Here is a 17,962-nt window from a genome sequence, read left to right as displayed (position 1 = left end):
GAGTATTTCATCATATTAGAGGCAGTTTAATCTACCTGTACTCTTTGCAGGAGACTAAAAATTCTGGTTCTCTCAGCACTAATCTTCGTAAAATCTTGTTTCATCTTGAAAGACCGATATGACAACAACGACTGACCTCGATTTTGCCGCACGCGAGGCTTTGCGCTTACTTGGCCCCGATCCCGAAAACTGGGTGAGCGATCGCCCAGACATTGACCACAATGTGACGATAGTAGGTGGTAGTGGCAGTGGTAGTACTTTCGCATTTGCTCTACGACGTGCTGGTATTGGTCGCGTAACAGTTATCGACGCGGCTCTTGACGAAGGCCATGCAGGTGTATGGCTGACGCGAGCGCGGATGAAAAAGCTACGCACACCAAAAAATCTGCCAGGGCCAGAACTAGGCGTTCCCGCGCTGTCTTTTCAGGCTTGGTATGAGGCACGGCACGGTGTTGAGGCATACGCAGCTATTGACCGGATTCCACGAGTATTATGGGCTGAGTATCTCAGTTGGTATCGGCATTTCTTGAATATTCCAGTTAGGTATCAGACGAAGTTGGTGCGAATTGAGCCAGTAGCAGGTTTCTTTCGTCTACACCTGGAAGTGAGTGGTGTTTCGCAGATAGAAACGACACGTAAGATTATCTTCGCCAATGGTGTAGCTGGTACTGGTGGCCCAAACATACCGCCTGTACTGGCATCTCTGCCGCGCAAGTTATATGCACATACCTCTGATGAAATTGATTTCCATGAGTTACGCGGCAAGACTGTAGCTGTTCTGGGTGCGGCGGCTTCAGCTTTCGATGCCGCAGGAGTAGCACTGGAATCAGGTGCGAAAGAAGTACACCTGTTTGCACGACGGTCTGAAATCGCATCTTTACCTGTGATTCGTGTGCGGGGTTATCCTGGTGCTTACTATAACTATGCACAACTACCTGATGCGGCTCGTTGGTTCCAAGCTTGGCGATTTAATCAGGCTGGCTCTACACCACCGCCAGATGCAATTGAACGAGTAACTGCATTTTCTAACTTTCATCTGCACTTATCTGCACCTTGGAGAGAGGCTCATAACCAGGGCGATCGCATTGTGGCTCAGGTGAATGATGATGTTTTTGAGTTCGATTTTGCGATCGCTGGGACTGGCTATTTTGTTGACCCGACCAAGCGGCCAGAACTTGCTGATTTTGCCCATCATATTGCCCTTTGGCGCGATCGCTACGAGCCACCAGCCGATCAGCGCAACGAACAACTTAGTACTTACCCTTATCTTGGTAACGCCCATGAATACCAAGAAAAAGTCCTTGGTAGTGCGCCTTACTTAAAGGATATTCATGTTTTCAATCCTGCTGGCTTCGTCAGTTTCGGTCTGCCCATTGGCGATGTACCTAGCATCAGGCGTGATGTGCCAGCAATAGTATCACGTATCAGCCACGACTTATTCTTTGCGGACTGGTCATTACACGAAGCCCGGATTACTAGTGATAACGTGGCACCAGACTTCGAGCCATCACTGTACGCAGATGCAGTATGGAAAGAGGCAGCTAAGGTGGGAGTCAGCTAAATCTGCGTAGATTTTATAATTCTCAAACAGGTATAACCTATGAGCTTAAATAACCAAGTTCTAGATAAACCGCTTTCCTACGGCTTGCCATCGTTAGAGGCTAACCTCAGCTATTTGATACCGATGGCAGAAAAACCCGTCAACTACACCTATGAACCGCCACCAGGAGTTCCTCGCACTAACGGAACTTTTCAGACTTATAAACTGCCAATTTATAATGCTCGTTCTATATCAGAGAAAATCTCTCTAGATGAACAGGGTTTTGCATTTACTACTTACAACACCAGCGTCCGCGACTTTTATGACGAGGAAGAAATGCGCCAAGTTTACTATCCAGAAGCAGAGCAACTACTGAAGGAACTCACCGGTGCTTCTCAAGTTGTGATATTTGATCACACCCTGCGTAATGCGGCGCAATCAAAGCCAGGTCAGAACAACATTAAAGAGCCGGCGAAGCGTGTACATAACGACTTTACCGCTAAATCTGGCTATACACGGGCGCGTTTGGAGTTAGCTGCACGAGGTATAGAAGACATTGATAGGCTATTACAACAACGGTTTGCCATTATCAATGTTTGGCGAGGCATCGCTAACACAATTCAAGAGTCACCCTTAGCAGTTTGTGATGCTCAAAGCATTGCACCATCAGACCTTGTAGCTGGAGACTTGGTGTATCGAGATCGCATTGGTGAAACCTACGCAGTCACCTATAATCCAGAACACCAATGGTTCTACTTTCCGCAAATGCGAAGGGACGAGGTTCTATTTATCAAATGTTTCGACTCTGCGGAAGACGGACGCGCACGCTTTGCTGCTCACACAGCCTTTGAAGATCCCAGCAGTCCTATAGATGCACCGCCTAGAGAGAGTATAGAGTTGCGGACATTTGTTTTTTATTAAAGTGATGAGTGATAACTCTCGCACTAACACAAGAATAATAGTTTCATCAATCCTTATACCCCTATACCCCTACACCCTAAACCCGTGTTTTGGGGTGTAGTGTAAAAAACCTACACCTGTCAGACACCCTTACACCCCTTTCAAGCTAGAATAATGCTGTGCAGCTTGGGAGATATTGAATTGTAGTAGCTTTTCTTGCCCCAATGGGTAATGAATACTGGGTTTAACAGGTGATATATTCAATCTGCGAATAATCTCGCTGGCAACTGCTTTTGCTAGTAATGGCGGTACAGAGTTACCGACTTGGCGAAAACCATGCCATTTGGTGATATGAAATCTAAACCAGTCTGGATAAGAATGCAAGCGTGCGGCTTCTCGGACTGTAATACATCGGGGTGTGAATGGATGAATTGGTCTCGGAGAGGTGAAAGAACCTTTATATTTATCTGTTCCTGCTCTTAATGTATTGCAGACACCAGATGGATGCAGTTTATGGAATCGGCTGATTGGTTCTCTTTCACCTGGGATTGTAGCGGCAAAACGTTCTATAGTTGTCTGTGAATGTTTGGTTCTGAGGCTGGAAGAAAGAAGACGAGAATCAAATAGGCGATCGCATGAATAATCATCTGCTAAAGTACTAATACCGCGAAGTACGGCAGCGTAATTACTGGGTTTGCCATACTCGGCAATTATCCAATCTCTTGTTAACAATTCCGGGTATTGTTCTACCTCCGGTAAATCGCCAATGGCCTCCCAAACAGTGGGACAAAGTGGCAAACGAGATAAATTCTTGGCTTTTGAGTTATTTGATTTCGCTGGTTTGGTAATTGGTTTGGGGTATTTTGGTAACTTTACATCTTCCCTGGCACCAATGAGAAATAATCTTTCCCGCGCTTGCGGTACTCCATAATGAGCAGCATTGAGAACTTGATAATTCTCTTCCACTTGATAACCGTGGCTTTTAAACTCATGAATCAAGGCTTGGAGGATTTGTTTATGTTCACCAAGGGTTATCCCCCGCACATTTTCCATCACAAAAAATTTCGGTTGTAACTCCAGTACTAACCGATGAAAGTGAAATACCAAGGAGTTACGGGGGTCATCAAAAATTCGCTTACCCATGAGGGAAAAACCTTGGCAGGGCGAACCGCAAATAATAACATCAATGTCCTGGTTATTAATTTTGGAGCGATCGCGTATCTCTTTTCCTGTTGTCTCCTCTACACTTTTGCACAAAACTGAGCAAAAAGGAAAGTTATACTCATGTACTGCACAATGAATGGGGTCAATTTCCACCGCCGCCAACACATCAAAACCAGCCTGTTCAAAACCAAGAGTCATCCCCCCTGCACCTGCAAACAAATCTACGGCGATGGGTCGTCGTTGCTTAGAGTTGCGTTTTAATTCCTGGGTGCTGGAACTCATTGATGATGCAGACGTTGACCGATGAACAGTAAGAAGAATTGTTGAACCAGCGATTAATTAAAGTATTCTTAGGAAAATTGAAATTAGTATATTCTATAACAAGATGAATATGTAAATCATCATGGTTAATCCGTAACTGTTGTGACTCAGTACTTTTGAGTCAAGATTTCAGGACTGTTTTGGTAATTCCAGAAGAATTAGCATAGTATTACGCGACGCTATTTTAACTATCTCTATGGTTATTAGTCCTTTGACATTAAACCTAGACACCGTCCACCTCACAGACGAACAGTTTTATGAACTATGTCAAAATAACAGTGAATTGAAATTTGAACGCACTCCTACGGGGGAATTGATAATTATGCCCCCTGTTGGCGGAGAAAGCGGTAATCGAGAAGCAGATTTAATGATTGACCTGGGTATCTGGAATCGTCAAACGGGACTCGGTTATACTTTCAGTTCCTCCACTATCTTTAAATTACCCAATGGCGCAGACCGTTCTCCTGATGCAGCGTGGATTCGTCGGGAACGCTGGGAAGCACTCACTCCAGAACAAAGACGTAAATTTCCCCCCATTGCACCCGATTTCGTCATTGAATTAAGGTCAGCAACAGACGATTTAGACAAGCTGCGCCAAAAAATGCGGGAATATATAGATGCAGGGGTGCGGCTAGGATGGTTAATTAATCCCCAACAGCAGCAAGTAGAAATATATCGTCAAAGCCAAAACGTAGAAATGCAAAATCTACCCACAGAATTATCGGGTGAAAATGTCTTGCCAGGATTTAAGTTGAGTCTACCTAGTTATGACAATTCGTAATAGGCTATGTCTGGTATAAATTTGAGAAACCCAGTATTCATACTATATTGACCCTTCCTAACAAGAGGGGAATGAGAGGTGATAATAGTTATTGAACTAGTAAAGGTAACTTTTATATGTCGTATAAAGTTAGCATTGTTATTGAAAAAGATGAATATGGATATTATGCTTATTGTCCTGAACTTCCCGGTTGTCAATCTCAAGGTGATTCCCTAGAAGAAGTACAGGTAAATATTCAAGAAGCAGTTGAACTTTATATAGAAACCTTGTCAAATTCAGAAAAACAGGCGCTTCAGAACAAGGAAATCTTCACAATAACCTTGGAGGTAAAAGTTGCCTAAGCTGCCGCGTTTGACTGCAACAGAAGCTGAAAAACTTTTATTAGATGCAGGTTTTATTCAAATTAGAGGTAAAGGAAGTCACAGGATTTATTTTCGATAAGAAGTGAGAGTAGTGATTCCTTTTCATTCAGGGAAAATATTGCACCCAAAAATAGTGAAACAGGTTATACAAGCCATTGACCTTTTTTGAATTTTGAATTTGGAGCGTTACGCCTGCGCCATTAACGCGCAACATCTTGTAGAGAAGCGACTTGACCCAGCACGCTCTAAAGCATCTGCAAAATTTCTTGAGCTGCGCGATCGCATACTCCTAATTCTCCCAAACATTGGCGCATTTCGTGATAGTCTGCCAAGGTTTGCTGACGACGCTCGCAATTGAGCAATAATTCCATCGCTGCTTGAGTGATATTCTCTGGGGTTGCTTGTTCTTGTAACAACTCCGGGACAATTGGTTTCATCACCACTAAATTAGGTGGGGAAGCGAAGGGAATGGAACCTTTGAGGATTTTCCGCGCAATCCACACAGTGACGGGATGCAAGCGGTAAACTACAACTTGCGGCACGTTTAACAATGCCAGTTCTAAATTAACCGTACCAGATTTGGTAATGGCGATATCAGCCGCCGCAAATACTTCTTTTTGTTGACCTGATACTACTGTAGCCTGTAAACCATAAGCCTTGATGGCTGCTTCAATTGGTTGTCTGTATACTTCCAACGACAGGGGAATCCAAAAATGAGCTTCTGGTAATTTAGCTTGAATAGTTTGGGCAGATTGGAAAATTATCGGTAGTAGATATTTTAACTCTTGCCGACGGGAAGCTGGCAAAAGAGCGATCGCTTTTTGTTCTGGTGTAATGCCTAAATTAGCGCGAGCCTCTTCTCTGCTAGGAACATCCTGCATCCTATCAAGTAAAGGATGTCCCACCCAGGTAACATTTGCACCGTTGTTACTAAAATAACGAGCTTCTTCCGGGAAAATAGCTAATAACTTATCTGTAAAACCAACAATTCGGGATGTATTCCGCAAACTCATCGACCAAACCCACTCTTGTGGTGCTATATAATACACCACAGGCACATTAGGTAAATGGTTCTGCATATAAGTGCCGACACCGAGATTAGGCCCCATGTAATCAATCAGGACTACTAAGTCTGGGGGATTTTGTTTTAAATAGGCGATCGCTCGTCGCTGTACTATCAAAGTAGGCAAAACATAGGGCAGAGACTCAAAAATCCCCATTGAACCAATACCACTGGTATTGCCCAAAATAGTTGCCCCAGCCGCCGCCATTTTGTCGCCACCTAAGGCTACAATCTCTAACTCCATCCCCATAGCCACAGCCTGACGCTTCAAGGCAGCAATCAACAGCGCCCCTTGCAAATCGCCAGAAACTTCGCCAGTGCTAATAAATATACGCATTTTAATATTAGGGATTAGGGATTAGGGATTGGGGGTTAGGGACTGGGGGAAGGGAAAAATGGCTGAGTAACTTCTCTCCCATGCTCCCTGCCCCCTGCCCCCCTGCTCCCCCTGCCTCCTACCTCCTGCCTATGATTCATCACTCCCACCAGATTTTCCTCTGCCGGGAATTAAGCCCCTTCTGCCTGGCATTTGCGACAGTAATAGGAAGCGGCGCAGGTGTTGTAAGTATTCTGTATCACCTAAGGTTTCTAATTCTTCTAATGCTTCTTTAAACAGCAAATTAGAACGGTAAAGGATACGGAAGGCTTTTTTGAGCAGTTGCAAGTCGCTGGCTTCCATACCAGAGCGCTTGAGTCCCACCAGATTCAGAGTTCTAATTCTGCCTGGGTTGCCTTCTACCAACATATATGGCGGTACATCACGGTCAATTCGTGCCATTCCACCTACCATTGCTTGTCTACCAATATGTACGAATTGGTGGACACCTAAAACCCCGCTTAATCTAGCGCGTGATTCGATGTGGACATGACCAGCCAAAGCGACGGAGTTGGCTATAACTACGGAGTCTTCAATCACACAGTTATGAGCTACATGGGTGTAAGCCATTAGCAAATTATTATTGCCAATAATTGTGGCTTCTCCTGCCCCAGTCGCACGGTTAATGGTGACATACTCCCGAATTAAGTTATTATCGCCAATTTTGACCCAGGTTGGTTCTCCCACAAACTTGAGATCCTGGGGTTCCATGCCGATAGCTGCACCTGTAAAAATCTGATTTCGCGCGCCAATCTCACAAGGCCCTTCTATCACAGCATGAGCGCCAATAATTGTTTCCGGGCCGACTTTGACGTGCGCTCCAATCACAGCATAAGCACCGACTTGCACTGTTGGGTGCAGTTCCGAATTTGGATGAATTACAGCAGTTGGATGAATAAGCGTCTTCAAGGGTGAATCTCCAGAACTGTCTTGAGGAGCCAGTGCTTTGCTTTGGTTATCAAAGTTTCAGCCTCTGGCGTTGCTGAGTATGTAAATGGTCAGTGACCAAAAGTGTCGGGCGAAGCAAGTTGAGTGTGTGAGCGGCGAAAATCAAGAAATTATAAGATGCTCTTGTGGCAATTTTTTTTTACTGATATCCTGTTTCAGGATTGAGCAAAGGTACTTCACGGTTGTACCTACACCACGAAAGCTAGTTGTTAGTTGATCAGCGAAAACATTAATTCGCCTTCAGCTGCTAGTTGACCGTCAACTTCGGCACGGGCTTGCATTTTACCGAAACGACGTTGTTTAATCCATAACAGTTCCACTGTCATTACCAGTTGGTCTCCTGGTACGACTTGACGGCGGAAGCGGACTTTATCGATACCCGCGAATACAAATAAACCACCTTCCAAGTTTGGTAGTTGCGTCATCACAATACCACCTACTTGGGCCATTGCTTCAACTATTAGCACCCCTGGCATCAGTGGTCTATCTGGGAAATGGCCAGTGAAATGTGGCTCGTTAATAGTGACATTTTTAATACCTACTGCCTGTTTTCCTGGTGTGTAGTCAATAATTTTGTCTACCAGCAAGAATGGGTAGCGGTGGGGTAATAATTTCTGAATTTCTTCAGATGTAAAAGTCGTTTTAATTTCGGGTGGTGTCGTCGCCTCATTAGTGGCGGGTTGTTCTGTAGATGTGGGTGCTTTCACTTCAGAGAGGGTTGACATGGGCAAGGTGGTTAATTTGTAATCTTGGCATGAATGTAGGTACGTCTAACAAGGAATTTTAGCTCTAAGCCGAAATTTAGTTACTCAAGGCTAAAATTCGCTGTGCCAGTTGAATGTGTAAATTATGGCTGGCTTTATACGCTAGGAAATGAGCGCGGGGAAAATATCCCAGTAAACTTAAATCTCCTACTAGATCCAAGATTTTATGACGTACTGGCTCATTTGCAAATCTTAATGGTGGATTTACCCAGCCATCGGGGCCGCAAACAAGGGCATTATCCAAACTACCACCTTTGATTAACCCAGATTTTTGTAAATATTCGATTTGATGCAGTAAACCAAAAGTGCGAGCAGGGGCGACTTCCTTGGCAAAGCTAGTATCTGACTCAGTAGTTAGTGGCCAACTGTACCATTGATTACCAATGGCTGGTAAGTCAAAGTCAATGCCATAGCTAAAGCGGGTTTCGGATGCCGGGATAGCAGCTACAAAAGCATCGTCTTGATGAATCCAAATTGGTTCTGGAATATCCCAGGAAACTGTGTTATCTGTAACTGCTTGGGTTACTAAGCCAACTTCAGCAATGCTTTTTACCCATTCCTGGGCTGAACCATCTAAAAGCGGGACTTCTGAACCATCAATTTCAATACGGGCGTTATCTACACCCATCCCCGCCAGGGCTGCTAATAAATGCTCGACTGTACGGACACCTGCTTCACCTTTCCCCAACTGAGTGGAGAGGACGGTTTGACTCACCGCCGCCACTTGGGCGGGAATGATTGGGGAGTCTGGCAAATCCACCCGCACGAAGTAACGACCACTACCCGCATCAGCAGGTAGTATGCGTACATGGGTACTGACACCACTATGCAGCCCTACTCCAGTGTGAGCGATCGCCTCTGCTAGAGTGTGCTGTTTCATAGGAATACAGTCAGTATATAGAGATTTTTGTGATTCATATTCATCTTTGGTAAACACCCTGAAATTCCACAGTCCATAATCCCTAGTCTTTAAGTCTTGACCATTGACTATTGACTATTGACTATTGACCACCCTAAAACCTTTCGCCAATACCGAAATTGATGCGGCTATCACCGTCATCGTTGATACCATAGTCAATACGAATTGGCCCCAATGGTGATTGCACGCGCACACCAAGACCATAACCGTAGCCGCTACCGCTTTTATTCAGCACTTCAGCAGTTCTGGTACTGGTTCCCAAGTCGCTACCAACGTCAAAAAATAAAGCGCCACTAACTACAGAGAAAACAGGAAAACGATACTCAACAGATGCTTGCACAAAGCTGCGTCCGCTACCTAAAGCACCTTCTTCATAACCACGTACTGAGTTACTACCACCAAGGGTAAAAGCTTCATAGGGGGGCAAATCACCAAGGACTGTGCCGCCTTGGATGTTAAAGGCTATAGTTTCCGGCCCCTTACTAAAACCTGTAAATTTAACGGGGAGATATTGACTATAGCTACCCCGGAACCGAGTGAGGAAAATATTACCTGAGCCTACTGGTACTGATTGATCTACGCCGAAACGTAAGAAAGAACCGCTAGTGGGCTGCAAGGGATTGTTGCGGAGGTCACGCTGTGCGCCTAGTTGCACTAATAATAAGTCATCTTCTCCCGTCCCAGAAAAGCTGAGGGGAACGAGTTCACTGGTACGGTTGCCATTATCGTCGAATACAGCACCTTCTTTTCTCAAGTTGCCATCAGCATCACGGGTACTAACTCGCTGATACTGCAAGCCTGCTGAGGCTGTCCATTCTGCTCTTTCAAAGGGATTAGCTGATAGAGGGCGGGTGAAGGTAACACCACCACCTAGACGAGTGACACGAGGACGGTCTTGCTCGTTTGTATCATTAGGATTACCAGGGTCAAATGTTCTAATATCTTCGTCCTTCCCGTCGAAAATCAAGGAGATGGAACGACGGCGGAAAATATTCGCTGTGTAAGAGGTACGGTAAGGATCACCACCAATCCAAGGGTCTGTGAACCGGAGGTCAAACAACAATTCTCGTTCGCCAAGTTGTACTTCTGCGCCTAGTTTTTGGTTTCTGCCGTTAAGGTTTTGCTGTTGATAGCTGACTGTACCAAACAACCCACTAGAAGAACTGATACCAGCACCAGCAGCAATTGAACCACTGCTACGTTCTACCACATTTACCACCACATTCACCTTGGTGGGGTCTGTACCGGGGTCAAGGGAAACGTTGACATCTTCAAACAATCCTGTCCCGAATACCCGTTGTAGGTCTTTCTGGACGGTGTTGCGGTTGAATACCTGTCCTGGTTTCAATTCCACTTCTCGCGTGATGATATAGTCCTGTGTCCGTCCCCGAATTGGTTGTCCTTGTTCGTTGACATCCTGTCCTTCTTTGTTGCGAAAGCGGACGCTAATATTCTCAACAACTCCTTCAGCTACTTGCAGGGTGACAACTCCATTTTCGGAAACTTGGGGCGCGCCTACAACATTGGCGAGAACATAACCTTGGTCTTGATAACGTTTGGTTAATTCTTTAATCCCTTCTTGTAAATCCCGCAAGTTGAGAATTTTGCCATACTGGGGGCGGAAAATTTCATCAGCAGTAGCCTGGGGCAGTACTGAGGGAACGTTAGTACCAGGATTGGCTTGAATTTCTACTTTGCTTAAGACGGGGTTGGGCTGGACGATAAAGCTGACTCGCACCCCTAATGGTGTGTCTTCTGGTGATGCTTGGACGTTGGAGAAAAAGCCTGTGCCAAAGATGGCATTAATATCTTCTTGTAACTGGGAACGGGTGGTTGTCCGTCCTGGTTGAGTGCGAATTACGTTGTAAACTTGGGCTTCTAATTCGGGAGTTAGTTGTCCTGATTGCGGTCTCACGAGGACTTCTGAAACTAATACACGGGGTTCTGTGGTTTCAGGTGTGGCGTTAGGAGTGTTGAAATTTTCTGTCCCTGGAGTAGTTTCTGGGGCTGGGGCTGGTTCCTCGGTGCTTGGGGGGGCTACTTCTGGTTGGGGTGCAGGTTGTTCTGGGGCTTGTACAAGTTGCTTGGCTGTTGTCGCTCCGGTGTCTAGGGGGTTAGGAACTGGGGAGGGTAAATTGGCTTTTTTCTGTGGTGATGGTGATGAGCTAACACCTGATGTCAGCGATCGCCCATAATTACCATAATTTATTGTCTGATACTGACTCCTAAAAACCGCGCTCGATGTTGGTTTGCCAATTTCTACAGGCGCTATCTTACTGGCGGAGTTGCTCTCTTGCATGGGTGGATTTGTAGCCACTAATGTCTCTACAGTGGGTACAATCACATCTTTTTTCGTCGTTGCTGCGGATTTAGTTGACTTATCTGTCGATAATTCCCCTGATGGGGATTGCATATCTGCCAGCGCCTTGACAGTTGTGAAATCCTCTGGGGATTCTAAACTCACATTTTGTTCTGACTGCTGATTTGTCGCTGGGGCGATCGCCTCTAATGTCTGTTCTGAATTTGTAGGAGTTTGGGCATTTGCAGTTAAAGAACTACTTAAAGGTGCTGTGATTGCTACAGCCGCCACCAATACAGGAGATAAACGCATCGTCTTTAATTCCTTTCTTCCTCTTCACATCCACACACCAATACCAGGCAATTGCTTATGCCAAAGGTAAAATAACAAATATCAGGACTTACGCACCCAGGTTGTCTGTTGAAAACGGGTGTAAGGGTTTAAGGGTATGGAGGTGCAAGGGTTCCGAAGATTTATACCCTTGCCTATACTCCTACATCCTTGTCCAAACCCTCGATTTTTCGTTTTCATGCGTAAGCCCCAAAATATACTTGTTTGTTTTGCAATAATCAAAAATTATTTCTGATACATCTAATTTTTAATTTCTACTGCTGTTAGTACTCTTTGTAAAACCTCCTGATAAGCATCTTCTACATTTCCCAAGTCGCGCCGGAAACGGTCTTTATCCATAACCCGGCGATTAGGGTCGGCTTCTGTTGTATTCCACAAACGGCAAGTATCAGGGCTAATTTCATCAGCTAAGAGTATTTGCTGTTGTGAGTCCAAACCGAATTCTAGTTTGAAGTCTACTAGGGTGATACCGCAATTCTGCCAGAAGTTTTTGAGGAAATCGTTAATCTGCAATGCTAGATGAGTAATTTCCTCTACTTGTTCCGCCGTGGCTAGTTCCATTAACAGCAGGCGATCGCGTGTTAATAGTGGATCTCCTAACTGATCGTTTTTATAATAAAACTCTACTAGGGGCTGTTTTAAGACTGTACCTAGCTCTATACCTGTTTGCTGAGATAAACTACCAGCAGCGATATTACGTATTACTACTTCTATCGGTATAATTTTGACGGCTTTTACCCGCATTTGGTTGGGGCTAGGGCTATCAATAAAATGCGTCTTGATCCCAGATGCTTCCAACTGCTGAAAAAGCTGGCTGGAAATACTACAGTTTATTCTTCCTTTGCCAAGGATACTGCCGCGCTTTTGTGCGTTGAAGGCAGTGGCATCATCTTTAAAATCAGCCAGCAAGACTTCTGGCTCGTCGGTAGTATAGAGAATTTTAGCTTTGCCTTCGTATAGCTTGGAATGAACAGACATGGTGGGAGGTAAAGTTTGAGCGATGAGCAGCTTTTGTCCTTTCGGGCTTCACCATTTTATCTTTAGTTATTCACGATTAGCTATTCGTCTGTAGTCAGTGAGGCAATTTTGGGTGGGGAATATGGCAGAAAATCTATGCTGCACCTGACAACGGGGCAAAATAGCTGATGATAACTTAAGACCTTCAACCTGAGAAATATGGCAAAATGAAGAGAAATCTTCATGTTAGATGGGTGTGATGTCCTATTTGCTCTATCTATCCCCTGATATGGCGATTCTCACTTAAGTTAGGGATTGCCACATCACTATGATGAACTGAATTCTTACCTCAAGCAGAAGCAATACTTCTTGATTGGCGATATCTTTCGAGAGTAAGCTAACGCACACCTAAATTGCATAACTACTAATCAGGGCTGTTGACTGTTGACAGACCTCATAATGGACTGTGCAAATTAAAGGCAGCATAGCTTAGTGTGTACTTTTTTACATCAATGTTAAGATTAGACCGACACCAAGAATAATTTTTGTAACTATTAAATTTTTGTATTTAGCTGCAAGTATACATTGATACTCTTAACTGAGATGTAAATAAGATAAATGAAATAAAGCCTTCTATTATCCGAGGTTTTAAACTCGTTGCAAAAATAGCTAACTAGCTCGAATTTCGTAAAAATGTAACCAGCAACACATAAAAATCTCAAAAGTATTTTAAATAGGCAAATATTATTTATTGGAGAAGATGAAATAAATTAACTAACTATTGGTCGTCGTACTGTATTTCTACGGAATTACAGTGGAGAGGGCTACTAGAGATTTATCTTTAGATGTTAAACATAAAGGAGTTAAATAAAATGGGGAAAAGCATAATGAGCAAAGACAATTTTCTCTATCCTCGTGGCCGTTATTACGGGCAAGTAAAGCCAGAAAATTTAGTTTTCAACGCTAATTTACAGGAATTTGCTCAGAAAGTAAGTTATATTTGCAACTTGGAGACAGGAGGGAAGTTGTCGCCAGACGAAGCTTACGACCAAATAAAAGCTTTGTGGAAACACTTAAAACGCACCAGAAAACAACTACAAATCGGCGAAAATCCATTCCAGAATGGAGATGATGACTCTGAACGTGCTGGACAATGAGAGAGGGGAATCAATTCAAAATACCCTACAGGAAGGCTTCTCTAAGAGACGCTACCGCGTAGCTTGCTTCCCCGGAGGGGTACGCCAACAAAATTCAAAATTCCCTACAGGTACTCATGGAGAACAGGGTAGCATTCCGCAGGAAAGGCAAGCCTACAAAATTCAAAATTAACTCCCTGTTTATCACTCAACACTTACTAAATCCTACTTTGTGAAAATTGTCCATACACCGTCCCATTGAGGAGGTGGTGGAGTGTGTTGATAATTGTAGGCGCGTTCTAGGTGAATATTGACGGCTTGGTCTGTGGGTCGAATATGTTTAGCTAAGTTAAAACAAGCGATCGCCTGTGTAAAATCGCGGGATAAGTAGGCAGTCCGACCATTATGATAGTGAAAGAGGAACTCTTGGGTGTTGTCATCTAAGGGAGTACTGCGATCGCTAATTAATTCGTAGATATTTACAGCTTGGTGTTTCCCTTTGACTCGAATTTTATCTAACTGACGTACCCAAATGCGATCGCTGCATAATTGGTAAGTAAACTCGCTGAGGATAATATCACAACCATACTCTTTGGTAACAGCTTCCAAGCGGGAACTTAAATTTACACCATCACCAATGACAGTGTAATCCATGCGTTTGTGAGAACCGATATTACCTGAAACTACTTCTCCAGAACTAATACCAATACCAATTTTGATTTGTGGTTGTGCTTGAATGATGCGTCGTTGGTTGAATTCCTTCAGGCGTTGGCGCATATCTAAGGCTGACTGTACGGCTTGCCAAGCATGATTCTCTGTGAGTGGTAATGGCGCGCCAAAAACAGCCATTAAAGCATCGCCAATAAATTTATCCAGTGTGCCTTCATAGTTGAAAACTGCTTCAACCATTGTTTCAAAATATTGGTTCAGGAGTGATACCACCTCAGCCGCACCTAGATTTTCGGTAAGTGTGGTGTAGCCTCGGATATCTGAAAACAAAACAGTCACCTCCTTGCGTTCACCGACCATTAAAGCATCTTCCCCTAAAGCCATTACTTGTTCAGCGACATGGGGTGTAAGGTAGCGATACATAGTAGTTTTGAGGCGCTTCTCTTGACTAATATCTTCCAAAACCACCAAACCGCCACGAACGCCGCCTTCTGGGTTCGTTAAGGGATTAACGGTGAGATTAATGCTGCGTTCGAGGATTTGTAACTTTTCCGGGGTGATAAACTGCGACTGGGGGGTTTGGGGTAAATTCCAGGGAAGAAAAATATCTGGGTTGGTGCGATCGCGTACTGTCAAAATAGAGTAGTCTTGAGTTTCATGCAAAACCCGACTTTCAGACATTTGTAATTGATAAATTCCCACCGTCAAACTTTGTTCTGGCACATAATGTTTAGCACCACTTTTTAAACTATCTTCTAAGCGCATCTGCAAATTTTCAATTGGCACAATTTCCCAAACTACGCGACCAATTAAATTTTGTTCCCACAGCAGCTTATTACTTTTATGATGAGCATCAGCTAAAGGACAGCCCAGTAATTCCAAGGCTGCATCATTAATTGTGACAATTCTCCCAGCCATATCTGTAGAAATTACAGCATCTGACAAGCTTTGTAAAATGTCTTTTTGATATTGTTTTTCTAGTAATACATTTTCAAATAAACGAGCATTTTCTAAAGCAACTCCGGCTTGAATATTAAAAGCCCGCATAAACTCTTCATCAGAAGCAGTAAAACTTCCTTGTTGCTTATTAATTAACTGTGTTACTCCTATCAACTCATTGGCTGAATTAAAGACTGGCAAACACAAAATATTTCTGGTCAAATAACCTGTTTTTCTGTCTGTTGTGGGATCAAAACGGGGGTCTTTATAAGCATCAGCAATATTCAGCGCATCCCCTGTAGATGCTACATAACCAGCAATACCACGGTTAGAGGGAATCCGAATTTCTATTAACTGTGTGGTATCTGCTGCTACTGCTACTTTAGTCCAGAGTTCACCCATTTCTTTGCGATACAGAAATAATGTGCTGCGGTCTGCCTGCATCAAAATTCTGGCTTGTTCCATCACTATTTGCAAAGTAGCTTCTAAATCTAAACTTTGCCCTAGTGTTTGAGTAGCGCGTAAAAGTGCTGTGACTCCCCGTTGATTGCGAGCTGCAACATAAAAAGATTGACAGGTTTCTAAAATAATCCCAATAGAAGCAGCAAAATCACGGAAAGATTCTTCATCATCTCGATTGAAGGGTATATTTCCTGTCTTATTTGCTAATTGTACTACTGCGACAATTTGATCTTTACTGCTAAGGACAGGCATACATAAAATATTATTAATTTTATAGCCCATTTGTTTCTCTAATTCTGGGCTAAACAAAGGATGGGTAGAAGTTTCAGAGATATTTAAATATTGACCTGTGCTAGCAACATGACCAGGAATTCCCACGGTAATGGGAGTACGAATTTCTAAAAATTTTTGCCCATTATCTTGAGGAACTTTTGACCACAGTTGACATTTATCATAATCAACTAAAAAAATAGCTGTGTGTTCTGCTTGCAGAATTTGACCGATTTTCAGTGTAATTGCTTCTAACACTTTTTCCAGCATATTCTCCAGAGCTTCATTGTTAATGAGTTCAATTGCTCTGAGAAACTGTTGAAATTCGGCAGTGATAAAGTCTAGCAGGCAAACAAATTCGTTAACAGAAAGGTCTTTGACCCGACGCAATAAAGCGTGGGTACGATTAACTTGAGTCAGTTCTGTTAACGAAGCCAAAACGCTACCGGGATTGGGAAGAGTCATTAGTTATTGGTCAGGTGTCCGTTGTCCGTTGTCCGTTGTCCGTTGCTAATAGTTTTCTTTTCCTCTGCTTTCTTCAACTTACTTTTGCTAAGTTTTCTGTAATCAACACTTTTTGGTAATAATCTTGTAGCTGACGTGTAGCAGCTGCCCATCCCCACCTTTCAGCTTCTCGACGAGCATTTTGACGGATGGTATCACGTTCTTGAGCGTTTTCTAAAAGGCGAACGGTTGCATTAATGGCATCTTGAATATCGGCTTTTGGGTTGAAAAGATAACCATTTACCCCATCTGTGACTATATCAGGAATACCGCCGGAACGGGCTGCGACTACTGGACAGCCAGCCGCCATTGCTTCTAGTAATACTAAACCGAGGGTTTCTGTGCGAGAGGGAAAGATAAAGGCATCGGCGCTGGCGAAAGCCGCACCTAATTCACGTCCTGTGAGATAGCCGACGAAATGAGTATTTGTACCGGAGAAATGTTTTTCTAATGCTTGGCGGTGGGGGCCATCTCCCACCAGGGCTAATCTCGCTTGGGGAATTGCTTCTAGGATGGGTTTGATGCGCTCAATTTCTTTTTCGGCAGAAAGACGACCTACATATAATAATAGGGGGTTTTCTGGGTGGTTTTGTGAGAGGTGCGATCGCATCTCTAAGCTGGCTAAATCAGGGTGAAATAATTCTGTGTCTACTCCTCTTTGCCATAAATCCACTCGTTCGATACCGTGTCCTGATAGTTCTGCCACCATCGCGGTGGAAGTACAAAGATTTAAGGTGGCTTGATTGTGCGCTCCTTTTAGCAGTTCCCACAGCAACCCTTCCAGCATTCCTAAACCATAATGTTGGAGATATTTGGGTAGATGAGTATGGTAAGAAGCTACTAAGGGAATTTTTTGGACTTTACTGTAAAAAATTCCTGACAAACCTAAGACCGCCGGATTCACAACATGAATAATATCTGGTTGAAACTCTTCTAAGGCGTAACCAATAGCTGGGCGAGGAAGTGCCATTTTTAACTCTGGATACAGAGGCAAGGGAAAGCCGCTAACGCCGTAAACTTTCGCTCCTTTGTGTTCAGTAACTCCCCCATCAGGGGCAATCACTAAAACTTCATTTCCCAGACGTTGTAGATGATCAACGGTGTGGCGCAAGCGTGTCACAATACCGTCAACCTTAGGCAAAAAAGTTTCGGTGAATAAGGCAATTCTCATACAAAACTATGCAGTAACGGGAGATAGTCCCAACTTCTGTTGAATTTCGATATCTACAACAGAGTA

15 protein-coding genes are annotated in these 17,962 nt (G+C 43.8%); 6 read left to right on the top strand and 9 right to left on the bottom strand.

The features are described from left to right. The first annotated feature begins 118 nt into the window (after positions 1-118). Positions 119-1,561, top strand: a complete 1,443-nt coding sequence (locus GSQ19_RS05650; protein ID WP_011317000.1) for an NAD(P)-binding domain-containing protein — start codon at positions 119-121, stop codon at positions 1,559-1,561. Positions 1,562-1,600: 39 nt separating this feature from the next. Beyond that, positions 1,601-2,461 carry a CmcJ/NvfI family oxidoreductase gene (locus GSQ19_RS05645; protein WP_011316999.1) on the top strand — a complete coding sequence of 287 codons (861 nt, stop codon included), beginning with the start codon at positions 1,601-1,603 and terminating at the stop codon, positions 2,459-2,461. Positions 2,462-2,590: 129 nt separating this feature from the next. Here GSQ19_RS05645 and GSQ19_RS05640 read toward each other — a convergent pair whose 3' ends face one another. Beyond that, on the bottom strand, positions 2,591-3,886 hold the full coding sequence (locus tag GSQ19_RS05640; RefSeq protein ID WP_011316998.1) for a DNA cytosine methyltransferase: 1,296 nt from the start codon (positions 3,884-3,886) through the stop codon (positions 2,591-2,593). A gap of 235 nt (positions 3,887-4,121) precedes the next feature. Here GSQ19_RS05640 and GSQ19_RS05635 point away from each other — a divergent pair, with 235 nt between their 5' ends. After that, positions 4,122-4,706, top strand: coding sequence for a Uma2 family endonuclease (locus tag GSQ19_RS05635; RefSeq protein WP_011316997.1), 585 nt, complete (start codon positions 4,122-4,124; stop codon positions 4,704-4,706). A gap of 116 nt (positions 4,707-4,822) precedes the next feature. Then, positions 4,823-5,047: a type II toxin-antitoxin system HicB family antitoxin gene (locus tag GSQ19_RS05630; protein WP_011316996.1), complete on the top strand. Its 225-nt coding sequence runs from the start codon at positions 4,823-4,825 to the stop codon at positions 5,045-5,047. 266 nt (positions 5,048-5,313) lie between these two features. Here the strand turns inward: GSQ19_RS05630 and lpxB are convergent, their stop codons facing one another. The 6 genes from lpxB to purC form a co-directional block, all read right to left on the bottom strand. After that, the gene (gene lpxB, locus GSQ19_RS05620; protein ID WP_011316995.1) at positions 5,314-6,468 is read right to left on the bottom strand and encodes a lipid-A-disaccharide synthase; all 1,155 of its coding nucleotides are present in this window, start codon (positions 6,466-6,468) and stop codon (positions 5,314-5,316) included. 129 nt (positions 6,469-6,597) lie between these two features. Then, positions 6,598-7,416, bottom strand: coding sequence for an acyl-ACP--UDP-N-acetylglucosamine O-acyltransferase (gene lpxA / locus GSQ19_RS05615; RefSeq protein ID WP_011316994.1), 819 nt, complete (start codon positions 7,414-7,416; stop codon positions 6,598-6,600). A gap of 248 nt (positions 7,417-7,664) precedes the next feature. Further along, entirely contained in the window at positions 7,665-8,180 is a 516-nt protein-coding gene (gene fabZ, locus GSQ19_RS05610; protein WP_011316993.1) for a 3-hydroxyacyl-ACP dehydratase FabZ, read from the bottom strand. 76 nt (positions 8,181-8,256) lie between these two features. Further along, positions 8,257-9,099 (bottom strand): UDP-3-O-acyl-N-acetylglucosamine deacetylase, encoded by an 843-nt coding sequence (gene lpxC, locus GSQ19_RS05605; RefSeq protein ID WP_011316992.1) that lies wholly within the window; start codon positions 9,097-9,099, stop codon positions 8,257-8,259. Positions 9,100-9,232: 133 nt separating this feature from the next. Beyond that, on the bottom strand, positions 9,233-11,749 hold the full coding sequence (locus GSQ19_RS05600; RefSeq protein WP_011316991.1) for a BamA/TamA family outer membrane protein: 2,517 nt from the start codon (positions 11,747-11,749) through the stop codon (positions 9,233-9,235). Between the two features lie 279 nt (positions 11,750-12,028). After that, a complete protein-coding gene (gene purC, locus GSQ19_RS05595; protein ID WP_011316990.1) occupies positions 12,029-12,766 on the bottom strand; it encodes a phosphoribosylaminoimidazolesuccinocarboxamide synthase in 738 nt (245 codons plus the stop codon). Between the two features lie 866 nt (positions 12,767-13,632). On the opposite strand from purC, the gene GSQ19_RS05590 reads away from it, so the two are divergent. Together GSQ19_RS05590 and GSQ19_RS05585 are read left to right on the top strand one after the other, a co-directional pair. Beyond that, the gene (locus GSQ19_RS05590) at positions 13,633-13,902 is read left to right on the top strand and encodes a DUF7219 family protein (protein ID WP_041455892.1); all 270 of its coding nucleotides are present in this window, start codon (positions 13,633-13,635) and stop codon (positions 13,900-13,902) included. Then, entirely contained in the window at positions 13,874-14,074 is a 201-nt protein-coding gene (locus GSQ19_RS05585) for a hypothetical protein (protein WP_158647763.1), read from the top strand. The genes GSQ19_RS05590 and GSQ19_RS05585 overlap by 29 nt, the downstream gene beginning before the upstream one ends. A 32-nt stretch (positions 14,075-14,106) precedes the next feature. Here the strand turns inward: GSQ19_RS05585 and GSQ19_RS05580 are convergent, their stop codons facing one another. Together GSQ19_RS05580 and GSQ19_RS05575 are read right to left on the bottom strand one after the other, a co-directional pair. After that, a complete protein-coding gene (locus GSQ19_RS05580) occupies positions 14,107-16,686 on the bottom strand; it encodes a GAF domain-containing protein (RefSeq protein ID WP_011316988.1) in 2,580 nt (859 codons plus the stop codon). Positions 16,687-16,759: 73 nt separating this feature from the next. Next, positions 16,760-17,896 (bottom strand): glycosyltransferase family 4 protein, encoded by a 1,137-nt coding sequence (locus tag GSQ19_RS05575; RefSeq protein WP_011316987.1) that lies wholly within the window; start codon positions 17,894-17,896, stop codon positions 16,760-16,762. Positions 17,897-17,962: the final 66 nt, after the last annotated feature.

Source organism: Trichormus variabilis 0441 (assembly GCF_009856605.1).
GTDB lineage: Bacteria > Cyanobacteriota > Cyanobacteriia > Cyanobacteriales > Nostocaceae > Trichormus > Trichormus variabilis.
The sequence above is the reverse complement of the archived record's forward strand: the minus strand, read 5'-3'. Positions and strand labels throughout refer to the sequence as shown.

Coding starts and splice junctions, on each gene's coding strand:
- GSQ19_RS05650 (WP_011317000.1), top strand. CDS start 119: ATGACAACAACGACTGACCTCGATTTTGCCGCACGCGAGGCTTTGCGC.
- GSQ19_RS05645 (WP_011316999.1), top strand. CDS start 1,601: ATGAGCTTAAATAACCAAGTTCTAGATAAACCGCTTTCCTACGGCTTG.
- GSQ19_RS05640 (WP_011316998.1), bottom strand. CDS start 3,886: ATGAGTTCCAGCACCCAGGAATTAAAACGCAACTCTAAGCAACGACGA.
- GSQ19_RS05635 (WP_011316997.1), top strand. CDS start 4,122: ATGGTTATTAGTCCTTTGACATTAAACCTAGACACCGTCCACCTCACA.
- GSQ19_RS05630 (WP_011316996.1), top strand. CDS start 4,823: ATGTCGTATAAAGTTAGCATTGTTATTGAAAAAGATGAATATGGATAT.
- lpxB (WP_011316995.1), bottom strand. CDS start 6,468: ATGCGTATATTTATTAGCACTGGCGAAGTTTCTGGCGATTTGCAAGGG.
- fabZ (WP_011316993.1), bottom strand. CDS start 8,180: ATGTCAACCCTCTCTGAAGTGAAAGCACCCACATCTACAGAACAACCC.
- lpxC (WP_011316992.1), bottom strand. CDS start 9,099: ATGAAACAGCACACTCTAGCAGAGGCGATCGCTCACACTGGAGTAGGG.
- GSQ19_RS05600 (WP_011316991.1), bottom strand. CDS start 11,749: ATGCGTTTATCTCCTGTATTGGTGGCGGCTGTAGCAATCACAGCACCT.
- purC (WP_011316990.1), bottom strand. CDS start 12,766: ATGTCTGTTCATTCCAAGCTATACGAAGGCAAAGCTAAAATTCTCTAT.
- GSQ19_RS05590 (WP_041455892.1), top strand. CDS start 13,633: ATGAGCAAAGACAATTTTCTCTATCCTCGTGGCCGTTATTACGGGCAA.
- GSQ19_RS05585 (WP_158647763.1), top strand. CDS start 13,874: ATGATGACTCTGAACGTGCTGGACAATGAGAGAGGGGAATCAATTCAA.
- GSQ19_RS05580 (WP_011316988.1), bottom strand. CDS start 16,686: ATGACTCTTCCCAATCCCGGTAGCGTTTTGGCTTCGTTAACAGAACTG.
- GSQ19_RS05575 (WP_011316987.1), bottom strand. CDS start 17,896: ATGAGAATTGCCTTATTCACCGAAACTTTTTTGCCTAAGGTTGACGGT.